14 protein-coding genes are annotated in these 17,469 nt (G+C 60.8%); 1 reads left to right on the forward strand and 13 read right to left on the reverse strand.

Annotated features, from left to right (window positions below):
• Positions 1–224: 224 nt before the first annotated feature.
• The 6 genes from L0Y14_RS06175 to L0Y14_RS06200 all read right to left on the reverse strand — a co-directional run bounded on the left by L0Y14_RS06175 (position 225) and on the right by L0Y14_RS06200 (position 10,188).
• On the reverse strand, positions 225–722 hold the full coding sequence (locus L0Y14_RS06175) for a SprT family zinc-dependent metalloprotease (RefSeq protein WP_005965567.1): 498 nt from the start codon (positions 720–722) through the stop codon (positions 225–227).
• A complete protein-coding gene (locus L0Y14_RS06180) occupies positions 719–2,236 on the reverse strand; it encodes a complex I subunit 4 family protein (protein ID WP_006474018.1) in 1,518 nt (505 codons plus the stop codon). Before L0Y14_RS06180 ends, L0Y14_RS06175 begins: the two co-directional genes overlap by 4 nt.
• 67 nt (positions 2,237–2,303) lie before the next feature.
• Entirely contained in the window at positions 2,304–3,821 is a 1,518-nt protein-coding gene (locus L0Y14_RS06185; RefSeq protein WP_005965573.1) for a complex I subunit 4 family protein, read from the reverse strand.
• Between the two features lie 12 nt (positions 3,822–3,833).
• Positions 3,834–5,426, reverse strand: a complete 1,593-nt coding sequence (locus tag L0Y14_RS06190) for a proton-conducting transporter transmembrane domain-containing protein (protein WP_006474019.1) — start codon at positions 5,424–5,426, stop codon at positions 3,834–3,836.
• Complete coding sequence (locus tag L0Y14_RS06195) at positions 5,419–8,712, reverse strand: DUF2309 domain-containing protein (RefSeq protein ID WP_370443645.1); 3,294 nt, start codon at positions 8,710–8,712, stop codon at positions 5,419–5,421. Before L0Y14_RS06195 ends, L0Y14_RS06190 begins: the two co-directional genes overlap by 8 nt.
• 9 nt (positions 8,713–8,721) lie before the next feature.
• Entirely contained in the window at positions 8,722–10,188 is a 1,467-nt protein-coding gene (locus L0Y14_RS06200; RefSeq protein ID WP_006474021.1) for a complex I subunit 4 family protein, read from the reverse strand.
• A gap of 330 nt (positions 10,189–10,518) precedes the next feature.
• Here L0Y14_RS06200 and L0Y14_RS06205 point away from each other — a divergent pair, with 330 nt between their 5' ends.
• Positions 10,519–11,667, forward strand: coding sequence for a hypothetical protein (locus tag L0Y14_RS06205; protein WP_005965585.1), 1,149 nt, complete (start codon positions 10,519–10,521; stop codon positions 11,665–11,667).
• A gap of 306 nt (positions 11,668–11,973) precedes the next feature.
• Here the strand turns inward: L0Y14_RS06205 and L0Y14_RS06210 are convergent, their stop codons facing one another.
• From L0Y14_RS06210 to dapD, 7 genes are all read right to left on the reverse strand, one after another.
• Complete coding sequence (locus L0Y14_RS06210; RefSeq protein ID WP_006474022.1) at positions 11,974–12,591, reverse strand: riboflavin synthase; 618 nt, start codon at positions 12,589–12,591, stop codon at positions 11,974–11,976.
• A 20-nt stretch (positions 12,592–12,611) separates the two neighbouring features.
• Complete coding sequence (locus L0Y14_RS06215) at positions 12,612–13,814, reverse strand: glutathionylspermidine synthase family protein (protein WP_006474023.1); 1,203 nt, start codon at positions 13,812–13,814, stop codon at positions 12,612–12,614.
• A 3-nt stretch (positions 13,815–13,817) separates the two neighbouring features.
• A complete protein-coding gene (locus L0Y14_RS06220; RefSeq protein WP_251859282.1) occupies positions 13,818–14,438 on the reverse strand; it encodes a Cj0371 family chemotaxis-regulating polar lipoprotein in 621 nt (206 codons plus the stop codon).
• A 153-nt stretch (positions 14,439–14,591) separates the two neighbouring features.
• A complete protein-coding gene (locus L0Y14_RS06225) occupies positions 14,592–15,053 on the reverse strand; it encodes a tellurite resistance TerB family protein (protein WP_005964021.1) in 462 nt (153 codons plus the stop codon).
• 47 nt (positions 15,054–15,100) lie between these two features.
• Complete coding sequence (dapE, locus tag L0Y14_RS06230) at positions 15,101–16,228, reverse strand: succinyl-diaminopimelate desuccinylase (protein ID WP_006474027.1); 1,128 nt, start codon at positions 16,226–16,228, stop codon at positions 15,101–15,103.
• Positions 16,228–16,575 (reverse strand): ArsC family reductase, encoded by a 348-nt coding sequence (locus L0Y14_RS06235; RefSeq protein ID WP_005964016.1) that lies wholly within the window; start codon positions 16,573–16,575, stop codon positions 16,228–16,230. The genes dapE and L0Y14_RS06235 overlap by 1 nt, the downstream gene beginning before the upstream one ends.
• Positions 16,576–16,637: 62 nt before the next feature.
• Positions 16,638–17,459, reverse strand: coding sequence for a 2,3,4,5-tetrahydropyridine-2,6-dicarboxylate N-succinyltransferase (gene dapD, locus L0Y14_RS06240; RefSeq protein WP_006474029.1), 822 nt, complete (start codon positions 17,457–17,459; stop codon positions 16,638–16,640).
• Positions 17,460–17,469 lie beyond the last annotated feature (10 nt).

Genomic DNA, 17,469 nt, shown 5'->3' on the forward strand with positions numbered 1-17,469 from the left:
CCTGGGCATCGTCATTCTCCGACAGTTTTTCGCTTCCATCTATTTGACAAGCTAGGATACTGGCCCGGTGAATACAAGCCGGTGAGGCGGGTCGTGAATCGTCAATTGGTAGAGAGCGTAAAGCACGGAAGATTTCAGTGGTTACGCAGGGCGGCGTGTGCTTCGCTCCTCTTTATGAGAGGTGATGGGAAGTGTGTGATCTGAAGTGCCCTTGGTCTCTAAAATTATTCAACTGGGCGTAGAGATGTCTTGCAGTGTCGGCAGAGGTAGCGGGTGCCCCGCTGAGCACGGTTGTGACGGATGCTGCTGAGCTGGTGCTCCCTGCAGTTGCATTGGTAGGTAAAGCGGCGCAACCGGCGTCTAGAAGTGCGGCTGACATCAAATTGGTGGCAACGCTCCGGTGCGGCTCCAAATGCCTCCATCACCGCCTTCCACTCCGCTCCATGTGGGCGGATCCCTCTGCCATGCAGCGTCATGGCTACCAGGTGGGCAACTTCGTGGGGGACCGTTTGGGCGATGAACTGCGGGTCGTTTTCCGTCAGCAGCTGGGCATTGTAGCGGATAACCGCCGCGCCTGACCGCGGCAGCCGCAGCATGCCGGCGCTGCGCCCTCGCAGATCAAAAGTGATACGCACTTCAGGCAGTCGGATTTTGAACTGATCCTGTGCCTGCAGCAACAGCTCCAGGGTCTGCGCCTCGGCCTGGCGCTGCAGCGGCGTCATTGAGTCAGCAGATGCGCCACCCAGGCCTCACTGGCGACCCGGGTGGTCTCCAACACACTGTTGGGATAGAGGCCGATGGCGAGTACCAGGAAGGCGATCACGCTGGCCACCAGCAGCTCGCGGCGGCGCAGATCCAGGGCGTCGATGACCACCGCAGAGCGGGCAGGCCCCAGGAATGCGCGGCGGTAGAGGCTGAGAAAATAGCCGGCACCCAGCACCATACCGAACAGCGCCGCCAGCCCGGCGCCGGTGTGGCTGCCCAGCGCACTCACCAGCACCAGAAACTCGGCGGGAAAACCGTTGGTGCCCGGCACTCCCATACTCGCCAGGCCGAACAGCAGGAAGAAAGCGGTCAGCAGCGGCATCGACTGGGCCACGCCACCCAGGTTGATCAGATCGGTAGAGCCGATGCGATGGTGCAGGAAGCCGGTCACGATATAGAGCCCGCCGGCGATGATGGTGAAGTTGAGCAGCTGAAACAGCGCCCCCTGAAAGCCCTGGATAGTGAACGAGGCGATTCCCAGCAATACCAGCCCGACATGGCTGATACTGGCATAGGCGAGCATGCGGCGCAGGTTGGTCTGGGCGATCGCCAGCACCGCACCGTAGAGGATCCCCATCACGCCCAGACCGGCCAGCAGCCAGTGGAACTCCTGCGCCGCAGCCGGCGCCATCGGGACTACAAAGCGGATGATACCGTAGGCCCCCAGCTTGAGCCCGGTCATCAGCGCGGCGATCGCCACCGGTCCCTCCATCGCCACCACCGGCAGCCAGGTGTGGAGTGGGAACAGCGGGGTCTTAAAGGCAAAGCCGAGCAGCAGTAGGAAGAACACCAGGGTTTGCATCTCGGCCGGCAGGGGATTGTTGAGTAGGGTTTCGTAATCAAATACCAGACCCACGGGTGGGGCCGTACCGCTGAGCTCGGCCTGGCCGAAGGCGAGCAGGATAAAACCAAACAGGATCGGGATGCCGCCAGCGAGCATAAACAGGGTGTATTTGACCGCGGCGTAGCGGCGGTTGGCGCCGATTCCCCAGAAGCTGATAAGGAAGTAGAGCGGCAGCAGAGTCAGCTCCCAAAACAGGAAGAACAGCACCGTATCCAGCGAGCAGAAGATCCCCAGGCTGCTGCTCTCCAGCAGCAACAGCAGGGTGTAGTAGAGACGTGGCATGCTGCGTGTGCTGCTCCAAGAGGAGAGCACCACGCCGAGAAACAGCAGCACCGTCAGCGGCAGGAACAGCACCGATATGCCATCCACGCCGACCCGGTAGTGGATATTCAGCGAGGAGATCCAGTTGCTCTGCTCGACAAACTGAAACCCCGACTGGCCCGGGTCGAAAGCCAACAGGATCGTTACCGCAAGCAACAGATCGATCAGTGCGATGAACAGTGCCACCCAGCGCGCCAGATATTCTCCCGGCAGCAGCCAGATCAGGCTAGCGCCCAGCGGCAGCGAAAGGATCAGCAAGCTGATCAGCGGTAGGCCCTCGGTGAGCGCCTGAATGGATTCATGCATGTCAGTCGATTCCGTCTCTTCTTATGATCGCTCACGCGAGCCGCACGGTGCGTGAGCGGTCGAATCTTCAGTGCGCCCCGGCCCCATAGAGCGTATTCAGCCCCTCAAGGGAGTTTTCGATCAGCCCTAGCCAGGGCTCGGAATAGAAGCCGGCACTCAACATCACCAGGATCATCACTCCGGCAATCAGCTTCTCAACCGGGCTGGTGGGTTCCACCTTGAGCGCTGCCTGGGTCTCATCCTGGGGCGCTAGGAAGGAGCGCTGAAACGCCCACAGCAGAAAGCCGGCAGCCGCCACGTTACCCAGCGCCGCGGCGATGGTCACCAGCGCGCCAAAGCGGTGGATCGCCGCCTCCAGGGTTAGATGCACCGCGTTGAAACCTGGTGTGCCAGGCATCCCGACGATGGCCAGGCCGCCGATCAGAAAGGCGATGCCGATCAGTGGGATGTGGTCGAACAGACCGCCGAGGCGAGCCATCAGCAGGGTGTGGGTGCGGCGATAGACAAAACCGAGCATGAATAGCAGGGTGGTGATTGCCAAACCGAAGTTGACTGACAGCATCACGCTGCTCTCGAAAGCCGCCAGATTGAGGCTGAACATGCCGATCAGCAACACGCTGGTATGGCTCACCACCGCAAACGCCAGCAGCCGACGCAGATTGACCTGTAGCATCGCCAGCAGAGCAGCGTAGAAGACCCCGGCCACCGCAAAGGCGACGATGAACGGCTGCCACTGCAGCACTGTTTCAGGCATCAGCGGTAGCAGAAAGCGTAGCATCGCATAGATGCCGATCTTCAGACCGATTAAAAACACCGGCGCCGCCGCCACTGTGCCGTGTTCCGCCACTACCGGTAGCCAGCCGTGCAGCGGGAACAGCGGGATGCGCACCGCCAGACCATAGAACAGCAGGAAGAAGATCACTGAGGGGAAATTGGGCGCCACTTTCGTCTGTTGCAGCTCGAACAGATCGAAGCTCCAGCGGCCAGCGTTGGCGTCGGCGTAGTTCCAGCCGAGCATGATGACGCCGGTCAACAACAGTAGCAGACCGGTGCCCATGAATTGGTAGTAGCGCGCCTGGGCCAGCTCTGATTCTGGCGAGGTGGACCAGCGAGCGATTAGAAATCCTACCAGGCCCAGCTCCATCGCCGAGAGCAGGGTGAACCAGAGTAGATCGACGCTGGTGAACATGCCCATCAGTGCGGATTCAACCGCCAGCACCAGTGGCATAAAGAGTGCGTGAGGGGTCAGCTCGCGCACCTGACCGTAGATCACAACCAGCAGACAGAGCAGCGCCGTCAGCAGGATGAAGATCACGCTCACCCCATCCACCGCGGCGTGGTAGGCAAGCGGGCCAAACAGGGGCATCCGCTCGGCCAGTTGCATCGCCTCTTGCGTGGGATCGAAGAAGTTCAGCAGCAGCAGCGCCAGCAACAGCTCCAGTAGCGCGAAACCGGTACCAAGCAGGGGTACTGCGCGGCTCTCCCGCCAGCCGAGCAGGGTGGCCATGCCGAGCAGCGGCAGCAGCTGTAGCGCGCTGAGGATGGGGAAGCCCGCCTGGGCGCTCCAGTGGATCTCATGCATCATCGACCAGTTTCCTTAGAGTATCACCGCGAAGGTCGCCATGATCAGCAACAGCAGATAGCGGGGCTGGGCCAGCAGCTCTTCGATCCGCAACAGCCTGGAACCAAGCCGCTCGATCAGGTTGATCAGCCCCTCACCACCGCCTTTGAGCACCAGATGCTCCTCAAACCAGTGCAGCATTGAGGCGATGCCTTCCATCAGCTTGCCGACCAGCCCCATGCCTTGGCCCACATCGCCCTCGCTGGAGGGTAGCGGTTGGCCCTTGCGCCCCTGCCATTGGGCCAGGGAGCTGATCGCATTGGCACGGGCCGGCATGCCGACCAGTGGTACGATCACCCGGTCGTCGAACTCCTGGGTGTCTCGGGCTAGCTGCTGAGTAGGATGAGTCAACAGCCAGTCGCTGACCGGATCGAGCCAAAAGCGGTTGATGGCTGCGGTAAACAGCCAGCGGCGCTTGCGCAGCCAGGCAGGTGCCGCTCGGGTCGGGCGTGACATCAGGTGCATGTGGGCCGGCGAGAGCAGGAACTGATAGGCGCGCCAGATGGCGTGGATCGCCAGATGCCAGGCTGCCAGCTCGAATAGCCCCAGGCCGCACTCGACGAACATCAGCCCCACCTGGGCGGTGGTGGAGAACATCAGCGTGCTCTTTACATCGGTCTGCACCAGTGTGCAGAGGTAGCCATAGGCCACTGTCAGCAGACCAAACAGCAGTATCACCACCATCATCAGCGGTGTCTGCTCGAATACTGGCTGCAGGCGGATCAGCAGATAGACGCCAGCATGCACCATCAGTGAGCCGTAGAACACCGCACTGGAGGGGGTCGGCCCTTCCAGGGCGCGGCTGATCCAGGGCGAGAAGGGCACCTGGGCCGACTTCACCAGTGCCGCCAGCAGGAAGCCGGAGCCGAGCAGACCGGCGCTGAGGCTGCTCATACCGGTAACGCCATCGGTGATTGCTGGCCATTCCAGATCACCGATCCAGAACAGTGCGAGAAACAGCGCCAGCACGAAACCGGCATCGCCGATGCGGTTGGTGACAAACGCCCGGGTCGCATTGGTGGTGGCAGTGGGGCGGTCCAACGCGTAACCGATCAGCAGATAGGAGGCGACACCGGCCAGCTCCCAGCCGACAAATGCCAGTGCCGCACTGCCTGCCATCACGATTAGCAGCATACCTGCCATGAACAGGCAGAGCGCCATAAAGAAGCGTTGGAAGCCCGCTTCGCGATGCAGATAGTTGACCGAGAAACGCAGCGTGATCAGGGAGATAGTGGCTACCAAGGTCGCCATCGAGAGCCCCAGTGCATCCAGGGTGAAGCTGATGCGGATATGATAGTCGCCGCTACTGAGCCACTCGCCGAACCGGATTTGGCCCGGCGCCTCGCCGATCAGCAGGGCCAACAGGTCGACCAGCAGCAGGATGATCAGTGACAGCGCGCCTGCCAGTAGTGCGACCCGCGCTGTGAGGCGTTCACCGAACTCACCACGATTGCCCTCAAAGGTGTAGGAGAGGGCGATCCAGACGGCCGCCAGTAGCGGCAGTACCGGGATCATCGGGATTAGCCCATGCAGTGGAGCGAACAGAGGGGAGTGGGCGAGTTCATACATGGTCGATCGCTCCGGGTTGTTTCAGCAGCACCGGCGTGAGTGGATCCATCTGGCCGTTGTACCAGTCAGCCGAGCACTCTACGCTGGGTAGCGGCTCCAGCTTGCCCTGCCAGCGTACCCAGCCCTTGTCGGGATAAAAGACATCGATGCGCTCGCTGTCTGGATCTTTGGCGCTGAGCAGCAGCCAGCCCTTGCCCACCAGCTCCTGCAGCGGTGGTTGGCGCAGATAGATCTCAGTCAGCATCTCGGTGCTCTGTTCGACGATCACCTGCAGCCGCATCGCCTCATGGATCTCGATCATCTGCCGCGGTAGGCCGGTGCGCAGATCGGAGCTGGCACCCTCCATCACACCGAACAGGCCGGAGATGTTGTGGGTCACCTTAGAGCCGCAGCCATACTGTTCGTTGTCGACGGTGGAGAAGTAGTACTCCAGGCTGATGCCGGCGCCGACCGGGCCGTTGGCCAGCAGCAGACGCTCGATGATGCGGCCGTCTGGATCGCGGGTAGGATCGTAGGAGATGAGGAAGACGCGCCGGTCCCAGAACGCCCCTTGGGTGATCGATCGGCGGCCGATAAAGGCGCAGGCGTTGGTGGCGTGACCTAACTCCGGGCGCGCCTGGCTGAAGTCGTTGGCGCGTCCCTGGATGTGGGTCAGCGCCTGTTTCAGCCCCGGATGCTTGGGAGCAGAGAAGAACTTACGGCAGCGCTCGTGGGCCGAATGGTGGCAGGCCTGGTGCAGATCCTGCTGGATACTGGCCAGCTCCTGGCGATGGCTTTTCGGTACCTTGTCGAGGTCGAACCAGTCGATATTTTCGTCGCAGGTGTTGTGGAAGGCGCCGATGAACCAGCAGTCGTCGGGGATATCGATGCCGCGCTCGCGCAGTAGTGTGCGGACCACCGGACGATTGCATATCGCGGCCTGGATACGGGCATTCGGTCCGGAGTGGCGGCCGCTGCAGGCACCGCAATCGTAGGCGGCGCGGTGCGGGTTGTTTTCGCTGCTGGACCCGTGGCCCATGATGATTGGCAGCCGCGAAAAGCCATCCACCAGACCGAGATTCTGTAGGAACGCCTCGGCCCGGTCGGCCTGCTCGATGTCGGAGAAGCCGAGACGGTTCTGTTCGATACTGCCCTCCGGGGCATCGGGCGCTGCGGTGAGGGCGAGATCGGTGGTCACCGGGGTCTCATAGCGTTCTCGCAGGCGCGCTGAAAGTTGCCCCAGCTTCAATGGCGCCACTACCTTGGCGGCCAGTACTGCCAGTGCGCCGGGGGCTGCCAAGGTCATCAATGCGGTGGAGCCGAGCAGGTTGCGGCGGGTCTCCTGAAACAACAAATCCTTCAGCCAAAGGCGGCGTTTGTGCTGCTTGCTGCGCTCCCTGGCGCTTTTCTCCTCACCGACCTTGGGCAGTTCGCGGATCTCATGAGTGGGCACCATCACCACCGGACAGAGACTGCTGATCTCGCTGTCGTCGAGGCCGCGCCAATTGTGTGGCACGTTGTAGTGGGCGGCTGCGCCTAGGGTCTCGATCTGCGGATTGATCGCTTCGAGATGGCGGCGAATGCCCTCTTCGCGATCGTCCATGCACCAGACGATCTGTGCTGCCGGGCGGTTCTCACGCGTCTTCCAGCGACCGCGTCCCTCATTATTGACGATAGCGTTGAAGATCTGTTCGCGGTAGTGGCGTTCGTAGGCCTGCAGCCAGATGTAGCCGCGTTTATGCGGGGTGAGCTGGGCCAGGGTGTCGAAGATCGATGCAAGCGGTTCGCACTCGATGCTACGCAGTTCGTCAGCGCAGATGCCGAGGTGCTGGCAGAGGCGGAACAGGGGCCAGGCACTGCGGTAGACGGAATAGCCCTCCGGCTGGTCGGCGGTGGGGCTCTGCCGCCAAGTCCAGATCATGTCGGCCAGTTGCCGCCACATGGGGCGCTCTTCACTGGCAATCGGGATGCGGCTCACTAACTGCTGCGCACGGTTGGTGAGGTACTCCGGCAGGCGGCGATTGTAGAGGGTGTAGCGCACCATGAACTCGGAGCGACGGCGGCGGAAGTACCAGCGCAGCAGATCGAGGTTGGGGGCGATCTGCCACTGCTGGTTGCAGAGCTTCTGCGCGAACAGCCGTTCCAGCACCAGGCGCACCGCCAGGTAGTCGAGCATTGCTACCGGTATCTCGGTGCTGCCCTGGTAACCGGGGTGGTTGTGGCGCCAGAAGAACATGCCAGACCAGCCCGGCAGTTCCAGGGCGAGTCGCTCCAGGTAGCTCTCCCAGTGTGCCTCAGGTACGCCTATATGACGTAGCTCGGCGATGACTACCTCCAGAGGATCGTCATCGAGCAGTGCGATCTCATCTTGCCACTCGATCAGATCGGCTAGGAAGCCGGTCAGTGAGACTGCCACGCTGGTGCGCCAGGTAGCGTAGAAGCCCTGCTCGCGATTGGGAATCGGCCAGGCTGCCAGTCCCTGATCGAGGAAGCTGGCGATGAAACGGATCAACATCGGCCGGATTTGTTCCAGCAGATCCTGACCGGTGAGCTTGAGTAGTAGGCCGCGCAGGGTGATCTCAGGACCGACCTGGGCGAGCAGTGTTTCCAGCTCCTTGGCCACCTCTTTGCGCACTAGCATGTGCAGGTCGCCATAGCCTTCGCTGCTCTGGTTCAGCCCGCTGAGCATCTGTTCCGCCTGTTCCGGGGAGAGATCGACCAGCTCCTCCGGGTGCATGATGAAGTGCTGTAGTCCCAACACCTCCAGGCAGGTTGACCAGAGGTCACTGATCGCGGTCCCCTCGTCCTGCTGATTGGCGGCGCTGAGTAGTCGTTCACGGCTGGCCGGTTCCACATCGGGCTGGAATCGGTGGAGTGCATCCAGCTCCTCGAGCTGCCAGTTGAGCTGGCAGGCGGTCACCGGCTTCAGCGGATGCAGTAGTGCGGCGATGATTAGATCGCGCTGGTTGAGGGGGGGGGGCTGATTCTGCAACAGTGGCGCGTTGGCAGCGAGATCCGGGGTCTCGTCGAGGGTTGCCTCGAGGTCGTCGCGGTTGATGCGACCTGCACGGTAAAACTCGCGAAACTGCTTCTCCGGCAGATAGCCGCGGGCGCCGGTGAGGCGTTCCGCCTCGGCCAGTGCCTCGGTAAAGTGAAGGTGCTGGAAGCCGTGTAGGGTGTTGTGGTGGACGAAGTCCTTGATCGGCGCCTGGCCAGGCAGCAGATGCTCGAAGTGTTCGATGGCGTGCTGTAAGCGGTCGCGGATATCGCCTGGCTCCTGATCGTGACTGGCAACAGACAAGCTCACTCTCCTCGTTTAAAAGTGGCCGGCGAACAGCCCGCTCAGCTGTTCAACTGAGGCGGAGACCAGCTGCAGCGCCGGCGCCGGAAAGATGCCTAGTAGTAGGATGCCCAGACTCAACATACTGGCTGCGGCCAGCTCAGTGGGACGCAGGTCCTCGATCTCTTGCATCTGGCTGTGGCTGGGTCCGGTGAAGAGCCGGCCGATAGTGCGGATCGCGTAAGCGGCACTGATCATGATGCTCAGGCTCAGCACCACCACCAGCCAGCCCCAACGCTCGAAGCCGCCGATCAGGGCGTGCAGCTCGGCGACAAAGCCGAAGGTGCCGGGGATGCCGACCGCGGCGACAAATGCCAGGGTGGTGAAAAAGGCGAAGCGTGGGGTGATCCGCAGCAGCGAGCTGTAGTCATTGATGTTGCGGGTGTGGGTGCGCTCATAGAGCAGGCCGATCAGTAGGAAGGAAGCGCCGGCCACCAGGCCGTGGGCCATCATCTGCAACACTGCGCCGGTTAGCCCGGAGATGTTGAGGGTGGCGATGCCGAGCAGCACTACCCCCATGTGGCCGACCGAGGAGTAGGCGATCATCTTTTTCAGATCCCACTGGCGCCAGGCTAGCAGGCCGCCGTAGATCAGGCTGACCAGGGCCAGTGCCACCAGCACTCCCTGTAGCGTGATGACCGCCTCGGGCAGCATCTGGGCGGCGCGGATCAGGCCGTAAGCGCCCATCTTCAACAGGATTCCAGAGAGCAGGATACTGATTGGGCTGGGGGCCTCCACATGGGCCAGCGGTAGCCAGCCGTGGATCGGAAAGATCGGCATCTTGACGCCAAAGCCGACCAGAAAGCCGAGAAAGATCAGCACCTGTTTATGTTCGGTCAGCTGTTTGGCGCCGGCGCTCATCTGATCCATGGCGAAGGAGTGGCCGGGCAGGGTGTCGAATAGCACCAGCAGGCTGAGCAGCATGAAGACTGAGCCGCCCATGGTGTAGAGCACGAAGTTGAGCGCCGCGCCGTGACGGTTTTTGCCGCCCCAGCGGTCAATCAGAAAGAACAGCGGGATCAGGGTCAGCTCCCAGAAGACATAGAAGAGTGACCAGTCCTGGGCCATGAAGACGCCGAGCATTGACGACTCCAGCAGTAGCACTAGCAGGTAGTAACCCTTCTGCTGTTTTTGGATGCTGGCGGAGGCAAGCAGTGCGACGAAGCAGAGCAGGGTCGCCAGCAGCAACATCGATAGCGCGATACCATCGACCCCCACCGCATAGGCGGTGCCGAGGCGTGGGTTCCAGGGCACAACCTCCTTGAACTGGATTGCGGCGCTGCTGCTGTCGAAATCACCGAGCAGCCACCAGGAGAGGATCAGGGCGAGGCCGGAGCCGGCCAGTGCGACGCTACGGATTAGGCGGCTCTGTGCAGAAGGGAGCAGTGCGATCAGTGCTGCGCTGACAACTGGCGTGATCAGTAACTGGGTGAGTGGCCCCATGTCGGCAAAGCTCTCCTGAGTGAAATCGGTACGACCTCCCGGAGGCCGGTCGCTGGGGCGGGATCAGATTCTTGTCGATATCGTAGGTTGGGTTGAGCTCGACGCTGACAATCTCCCTAGAAGATTGAAACAACTGCCGCCAAAATCAGGTCGTTTGGATGGCCTGAAACGCTACCATAAAGGCAGGCTAAAATCATTGGAAAATCCTTATGTGGTAATAAGATAAAAGGTGCGCTGATATTTCCTATTGGCGGTGAAATCGCCGTATTATAGTCGCTCCGCAATAGAGGGCTGCGGTGCAGCGTGGCCAGCCGCAATTAAGGGAAGAGCATGTACAATCGCAACAGCAACCCAATGGCCTCGATGTCGAGCTATCGGATCGAAAGCCGGATGCTACGCTACAGTACCTTCGTGCCAAAGCTCTACAATCTGTGCCGCTCCCTTGGCTTCGAGCATGGCAAGATCATGCCGTCGCGGGCCTTCTGCTCGGATGAGAGCCAAGGCTATCCGATCATCCTGATCGCCAAGCACTTCAACAGCTTCCCCTTCAACCACGGCTTGGTGGGCGGCATTGTCGCCACCGACCGTCACGGCCCGCACGCCCATCACGGCAAGGACCTGATCATCATTCATGCCAGCCATGTGGGCTACGATCCGGAGAGCCGGCAGTACGGCCACTATCGGCGGCTGCAGACTGAGGACAACAGCTGCTCCTCCAGCTGTGGCAAGATCGCCGGGGTGCTCGACTGGTACCAGCGCGAATACGACTTCGCCAGGGACAACATCCACGTCTTCAAGGAGGAGGACGAGTGGCGCATCAGCATCGATAACCAACTGCTGGACGAGTCTCGTGAGGAGGGGCTCTACCTTGATCTGAGTCGCCTAGTGACGATGGACGACGCGGGTCTGATGAACCCGCTCAAGGTGTTCAGTACCTCCAAGACCTTCCGTGCCTCGGATGAGCTGGCGGGCCTGCTCGACATCAGCGGCACCGGATCAGAACCGACTCCTCTGGGGGATCGTCTGCAGCCCGACTGGTACAGTTTCAAGCGTCAGATCCGTGGCGGGAAGGAGGAGGGCCACAGCCATCTGGAGCATAATCTGCTGCCAGTGATGCCTTGGGTGCTCGCAACTAAGTCACCTATGCTGACGGCTGCCAAGGTCAATACCCAAGTGGAGTTTGATCGCACCTACCGCAGTCTGCTGAAAGAGACGGAGTACAAAGGTCGGCGGCTGATGCTGATCTCGGGACTGCATATCGACATCTCACCAGTCGAGGGGCAGCTCTTCCCACTGACCAAGTTCGTGCCATGGGCCGCTTATCTGCAGCAGCCGGATGGCGCTCACCGTATCCTGGAGCAGGATGAGCTGTTCCAGATGCTTGATCAGCAGAGTGAGGAGAACCCTGACCAGACCGACCTAGAGGGCGCAATCCACGCCATGAGTGAGGCGGCAGAGGTGCGCCCGCCCACTGAATAGCGCCACTCGGCACCTACGGAGCCTCTGATCAAGTCATGAACTTGTATCTTGCGCCTAGAATATCCAGTTTCTGCGTTGCAAATCTCGGCAACGGCTCCATGCGTGATTCTACCTCCTGCATCCAGGCAGTCGTTCGCAATAGTCAGCTATCCCCGACAGAGATGTAGGGGAGGAGCGTGAGCGGGGGCGCGATAGCCTTACGTGCGATTTACGCCTTGAATCTGAATATTCTGAATCACAATCGACTTCGTCCAGGCTTAATCAAAGGCTCCCTAAGCAATCCGTTATCGGCACCTGCCCGGAACTCTATGTCGCCTCGATATAGTCGGGCAGGATGCGTTCCACCGTATCGACAATCGCCTGGGTCTGCGGGTCGATCTCGATGTTGATCCGGTCTCCCGGCTGGCGCGCGCCAATATTGGTACGTTGCAGGGTCTCGGGGATTAGGTTGACATCAAATGCGTTGCCATCGACCTCGCCAATGGTGAGGCTGATGCCGTCGATACCGATGTAGCCCTTGGCAAATAGATACTTGCCAAAGGCCTCGGGCAGACGGAAGCGGATGTTGCGGTTGTTCTCCGAGCGCTTCACCGCCACCACTTCGGCAGTGCAGATGATATGCCCGGACATGGCGTGGCCACCGATATCGTCGCCAAAACGGGCGGCTCGCTCTACGTTGACCCGGTCGCCGGGTTGCAGTTCGCCGAGGTTGGTCAGGCGCAGGGTCTCGCGCATCAGGTCGAAGCTGACGATATCCCCGTCGATCGCGGTGACAGTGAGGCAGCAGCCGTTGTGCGCCACCGAGGCGCCCGGCACCAGCCTCGCCAGCGTTGCCTCGGGCAGGCGCACTCGATGGGTGCGGAAATCGGTCTTCTCGCTGATCTCGACCAGCTCGGCGGTGCCTTGGACGATACCGGTGAACATAGCGGCTCCTGGGGTGGTGGTCAGGCGCTGGGGAGCCGCAGGGGCTCGCTGATCAGATGGCCGACAAACTTGCTCATGTTGTCGAGGATCGCGCCACCGCGGCGAAAGCCGAGCCCACAAGCTTCCCAGACGTAGAAAACGCCGGCCTGATAGTGTCGTCCGGCGCTGTCTTTGGGGAACTCCACAAACTCCTGGTAGATACTCTTGTGGAAGCCGTAGGGGCCGTCGCTCTGCTCAATGATTTGGCCGTTGGCGTCGAGGATTGCCATGTTGGCGCCCTCCCGGCCGAACAGCTTTTTCTCCACCTGGGGCAGGCCGTTGAGCGGCTCAAAGGCGGTCTTCAGCAGATAGGGTGAGTCGGGGTAGAGGTCGCAGAGGATCTTCATCATCCCCTTGCTCTGAAACAGCAGGGTGTAGGCGGGGTTGATGAAGCGAGTCTGGCCCTGTTTGGCGATCTTTTCCAGGATCCGGGTCAGCTCCAGCTCCTGCTCGGCGATATCTTCCCAGGGAAAGAGTTTGAACCAGAAGTCGGCCAGCTGTTTGTCTTTGTTGAAGACCCCTTCGGTGTTGATGAAACCGGCCTCGTCCAGGTAGCAGAAGTCGGTAAAGAGACCGGCCTCGTGGGCGACCTGCTGCAGGTAGCGGGTGGTGCGCTCATCCTCCGGCAGGTCGCGGATGCTGGAGAAGAGCAGCTTCTCGCCCTGGTAGGCACTGGCGAAGTCGAAGTTGGCGTCGCCACCGCTGATCAGGCGCTGGAAGTTGCCCTGCAGCATCTCGTGTAGGTTGTTGAACTGGCGCGCCTCATCCATGCCGTTGGCTTTCAGGATCGCCCACTGGATGATGGCGGTCTCGAACAGGCTGGTGGGGGTGTCGGCGTTGAACTCGATCAGCTTGATCGGCTTGCCGTCCAACCCCCCGGCCAGGTCGAAACGACCGTAGAGGTGCCAGTCGTCCCGCTCCCAGCTCTCTTCGATCAGCCCTACCAGGTTGGAGGGGATGCCCAGCTCATAGTAGAGCTGGTTGTCGATGACGTGCTGGGCCGCCTCCACATACATATCGTAGAGGGTGTTGGCGGCCTGGTAGTAGGCCTCCGCCTCCGCTTCGCTGACCGGCACCAGTTCACTGGCGATGTAGTCGCTGCCATCCTCATCGGTATGCCAGCTCATGCCGATCTCTTCCATGAGGCCCTTGTCGAGGGGCTTCACTGCCAGGGTATCGACCACGCTTCAGCCTCCAAAGGAGCCAAAGCGGCTGTTGGAGGATCGGGGGGCCGATTTGTTGCCGCCAAAGAAGCCGCTCTTGGGCTGCTTGTTGCTGGCAGTCTTCTTATAGGGTTGCGAGATCGAACTGGTCGGGCGGCCGCCGCCATACTGCTGCTGGTTGCGCTGGAAGTTACTGTTGTTCATCAGCTTGTTGGCGATCATGCCACCGATCAGCGAGCCGGCCGCAGTCGCCAGCAGGGTCTCGCCCAGGGACATGCCGCCGGAGTGCATGGAGGGATCTTCGGTGAGACGAGAGGTGCCCGCCTCGACCTTGGCGGCCTCCTGTTCGGCGATCTGTTTCAGTTCATCCTCGGAGAGGAAGCGCTCGTTGCCATCCATATCGCGCAGGATGGCGCGGTTTGGGCCGGTGGTTGGATGTTTCTCTACCAGCTTGTAGCTGTCGGGATTGGCGCCGGTCTGCTCGATCACCATAAAGGCGTTTTGCCCCTGTTCGGCGCCAGCCTGTGAGCCAAAGCCGCCGGGGGGGGGTGCTCCCTGGTCGCTGCAGCCATTGAGGCTGGCGATCACGCTTAGGCCGATACTGCCGGCGATGGAGTAGGAGAGTACCTTCTTGATGTGTTTCATTGAGTTGCCTGTGATGCTTTCCAAGAACAATTGAGGGGCATTCTAACTGCTTGCTGGTATGCACAAAACCGTAGAGTGGTTTGGGATAGATGGCGCAGAAGCCTGTTTGCCGGGGAGGGAGGCCGCTTTGGGTCTTCGGCGTGGTTCGGCTGGTCACTTGGTCGAGTTGAGAACACGGTGTTTGGCTGCGATGAAATCCCCATGAGCGACATGGATCAGATCAGCCAGCCTGCGAATCAGATGTTCTTCATACTTGTGCAGTTCGTTGTCGGCAAAGGCCACATGCCACAGCTTCTCGATCAGCGCTATCTTTTGCGTTGGGCTGTAGTGCTGGTTGATCAGACGGGTGAACTGAAAATAGTCCGTCGATGCGGCCTGTTCCGACCTGGCGAGTGTGACCAGTTGATCCGCCTCCTTAGCATCAAGGCCGAAATGGTTTGTCACCGCATCGAGCAGCGCACGTTTCTCTTCCTCGTGTTGCCTGTAGTCGGACTCCGCAACCTCGAGCAGCAACGCGGCAACCGCCAGTCGGAGTGCGTGTTGTGGATCCCGTGCTGTTTCCTGGGAGCCGGGCGCCAGATGGGTATCAAAAAAACGTTTGATGGTATCGAGCATCTGTACTCTCTGATGGTGGGTTTGTCTAGAAGGGATAGGGTGAGAACCTACAGCAGCAACTGTTTAAGTATTCCGGTATAGATGCGGGCCAGATGCTCCAGATCATCGATGCTGACACACTCGTTGACCTGATGGATGGTGGCGTTGAGCGGTCCCAGTTCGAGTACCTGGGCACCGGTGGGGGCGATGAAGCGCCCGTCGGAGGTGCCGCCGGAGGTGGAGAGTTCGGTGTCAAACCCCATCTCGTCGCGGATTGCCGCCTGAGCCGCCTCCACCAAGGGCCCGGAGGGGGTGAGGAAGGGGTTGCCGGAGAGCTGCCAGCGGATCTCATAGTCGAACTTACCCTTGTCCAGTATCGCCTCCACTTGCTGCTGGATGCGCTCCGCATTCAGTTCGGTGGAGAAGCGGAGGTTGAACTGGGCGTTGAGTTCGCCAGGGATGATATTGGTGGCGCCGGTGCCCATGTTGAGGTTGGCGATCTGGAAGCTGGTGGGAGGGAAGTGCTCATTGCCCTGGTCCCACTCCTCGACGCAGAGCTGTGCCAGCACCGGGGCGAAGGCGTGTAGCGGATTTTTCGCCAGCTGCGGGTAGGCGACATGGCCCTGTTTGCCGATCACCTTTAGGTAGCCGCTGATCGAGCCGCGCCGGCCGTTTTTCACCGTATCGCCCAGCCGCTTGCTGCTGGAAGGCTCGCCCACTAGGCACCAGTCGATCTTCTCCCCTCTCGCCTCCAGAGTCTCCACCACCCGGATGGTGCCATCGCTGGCGTCACCCTCTTCGTCGCTGGTGATGAGAAAGGCGATGGAGCCTTGATGATCGGGGTGCTCGCCGATGAAGGTCTCACAGGCGGTGACCATCGCCGCCAGGCTGCCCTTCATGTCGGCGGCGCCGCGGCCGTAGAGCAGGCCGTCGCGGATCTCCGGTTGGAACGGGTCGGAGTGCCACTGCTCGCGTGGTCCGGCAGGCACCACATCGGTGTGGCCGGCAAGGCAGAACAGCGGGCCGTTGTCGCCACGCCGCGCCCAGAAGTTGTCAGTGTTGCCAAAACGCAGCCGCTCGATGCGGAAGCCGAGGGCCTGTAGGCGCTCAATCATCAGCTCCTGACAGCCGGCATCCGTGGGGGTGACCGACTGGCGGCCGATCAGTTCGATGGCGAGTGAGAGGGTCTCGGACATCAGTCGAAGATCTCCGCGTAACTCGCCTCCGAAAAGCCCACATAGCGGGCATCATTGGCATCCAGCACCGGTCGTTTGATGATCGATGGGGTGGCCAGCATCACCTCGATGGCGCTGGCCTGGTCGATGTTGGCCTTAGTCTCAGCGTCGAGCTTGCGCCACATCATGCCGCGCTTGTTGAGCAGCGTCTCCCAGCCCAGTTCAGCGACCCAGTCGAGCAGTAGCTGCCGTTCCAGCCCGGCCTTTTTGAAGTCGTGGAACTGATATTCGATGCCATGATCGTTAAGCCATTTGCGGGCCTTTTTCATGGTGTCGCAGTTTGGAATGCCGTATATCGTGATCGCCATAAATTATGAATTTTGAATTCAGAATTGATAATTCAAAATTTGGTGTTGGATGGCGTTAGCCATCAGATATCACGCAGCAGTTCGTTGATGCCAACCTTGGAGCGGGTCTTCTCGTCAACCTGCTTGATGATCACCGCGCAGTAGAGGCTGTGGCTGCCGTCCTTTGAGGGCAGACTGCCGGGTACCACCACCGCGCCGGTGGGAACCCGACCGAAGCTGATCTCGCCGGTGAGGCGATTGTAGATCTTGGTGGACTGACCAATATAGACGCCCATCGAGATCACCGCGCCCTGTTCGACGATGACCCCCTCGACAATCTCGGAGCGGGCGCCGATGAAGCAGTTGTCTTCGATGATGGTGGGGGCCGCCTGCAGTGGCTCCAGTACGCCGCCGATGCCGACGCCGCCGGAGAGGTGCACGTTCTTGCCGATCTGCGCGCAGGAGCCGACTGTGGCCCAGGTATCGACCATGGTGCCGGAATCGACGTAGGCGCCGATGTTGACGTAGGAGGGCATCAGTACGCAGGAGGGGGCGATATAGGCGCCCTTGCGTACCGAGGCGGGCGGTACTACGCGCACCCCAGAGTCGCGGAAGTCGCGGGAGTTGTGGTCGGCGTATTTAGAGGGGACCTTGTCCCAGTAGTTGGTGTAGCCACCCTTCTGGAAGTAGTTGTCGTTGAGCCGGAACGAAAGCAGCACCGCCTTCTTCACCCAGTCGTTAACCACCCAGTCGCCATCCTGCCTCTCGGCGACGCGGATCTCGCCCCGATCGAGCTGGTTGATCGCCTCGGCCACCGCGTCGCGCACTAGCGTGTCGGCGCTGCGTGGGGTGATCTCGGCACGCTTCTCGAAGGCGTCAGTGATGATGGTTTGGATATCGCTCATTAAGTCAGCT

It is taken from the genome of Candidatus Endoriftia persephonae, from assembly GCF_023733635.1.
GTDB lineage: Bacteria > Pseudomonadota > Gammaproteobacteria > Chromatiales > Chromatiaceae > Endoriftia > Endoriftia persephonae.

What these genes read in the sequence shown, in the direction of transcription:
- L0Y14_RS06220 (WP_251859282.1), bottom strand. Translation starts at nt 14,438, where the DNA reads ATGAAACACATCAAGAAGGTACTCTCCTACTCCATCGCCGGCAGTATC.
- dapE (WP_006474027.1), bottom strand. Translation starts at nt 16,228, where the DNA reads ATGTCCGAGACCCTCTCACTCGCCATCGAACTGATCGGCCGCCAGTCG.
- L0Y14_RS06235 (WP_005964016.1), bottom strand. Translation starts at nt 16,575, where the DNA reads ATGGCGATCACGATATACGGCATTCCAAACTGCGACACCATGAAAAAG.
- L0Y14_RS06185 (WP_005965573.1), bottom strand. Translation starts at nt 3,821, where the DNA reads ATGATGCATGAGATCCACTGGAGCGCCCAGGCGGGCTTCCCCATCCTC.
- L0Y14_RS06225 (WP_005964021.1), bottom strand. Translation starts at nt 15,053, where the DNA reads ATGCTCGATACCATCAAACGTTTTTTTGATACCCATCTGGCGCCCGGC.
- L0Y14_RS06205 (WP_005965585.1), top strand. Translation starts at nt 10,519, where the DNA reads ATGTACAATCGCAACAGCAACCCAATGGCCTCGATGTCGAGCTATCGG.
- L0Y14_RS06210 (WP_006474022.1), bottom strand. Translation starts at nt 12,591, where the DNA reads ATGTTCACCGGTATCGTCCAAGGCACCGCCGAGCTGGTCGAGATCAGC.
- dapD (WP_006474029.1), bottom strand. Translation starts at nt 17,459, where the DNA reads ATGAGCGATATCCAAACCATCATCACTGACGCCTTCGAGAAGCGTGCC.
- L0Y14_RS06200 (WP_006474021.1), bottom strand. Translation starts at nt 10,188, where the DNA reads ATGGGGCCACTCACCCAGTTACTGATCACGCCAGTTGTCAGCGCAGCA.
- L0Y14_RS06175 (WP_005965567.1), bottom strand. Translation starts at nt 722, where the DNA reads ATGACGCCGCTGCAGCGCCAGGCCGAGGCGCAGACCCTGGAGCTGTTG.
- L0Y14_RS06190 (WP_006474019.1), bottom strand. Translation starts at nt 5,426, where the DNA reads ATGTATGAACTCGCCCACTCCCCTCTGTTCGCTCCACTGCATGGGCTA.
- L0Y14_RS06180 (WP_006474018.1), bottom strand. Translation starts at nt 2,236, where the DNA reads ATGCATGAATCCATTCAGGCGCTCACCGAGGGCCTACCGCTGATCAGC.